Consider the following 468-nt stretch of genomic DNA (forward strand, 5'->3'; position numbering starts at 1 on the left):
AAGGCGGCCGGGCGGGAGGCGAAGCTCTGCTATATGGGCCATGCCACAATGGAGAACCGGCATGGGCTGGCGACCGAACGCCGCGCCTCGGAGATCATGCTGAAGGCCCAAGGCAAAGCCGCCGGCCACCGCATCACGGCCGGCGAGGACAAGGCGTACGATACCGCCGATCACGTGGCCAATCTTCGTGCCATCAACGTGACACCGCATGTGACGCAGAACCAGGCCGTCACCAAAACCGGCAAGAACCGCAACAGCGCCATCGACGGACGAACCACGCGGCATCCGGGATACGGCATGTCACAATCGCGCCGGGCGATGATCGAGTGCATCTTCGGTTGGGGCAAGCAGCACGGGACCATGCGCAAGACCAAACATCGCGGCATCGGTCGCGTCGCCGCCGATTTCCTGCTCAATCTGATCGCCTATAATCTGATCCGCATCCCCAAACTGGTTGCAGCCCAGCCA

1 protein-coding gene is annotated in these 468 nt (G+C 62.8%); it reads left to right on the plus strand.

The window, feature by feature from the left end; genetic code table 11:
* A partial coding sequence (locus CWO89_RS45155) for a transposase (RefSeq protein WP_207234738.1) occupies positions 1–468 on the plus strand: 468 nt, incomplete at both ends.

It is taken from the genome of Bradyrhizobium sp. Leo170 (assembly GCF_004296405.1).
Lineage (GTDB): Bacteria > Pseudomonadota > Alphaproteobacteria > Rhizobiales > Xanthobacteraceae > Bradyrhizobium.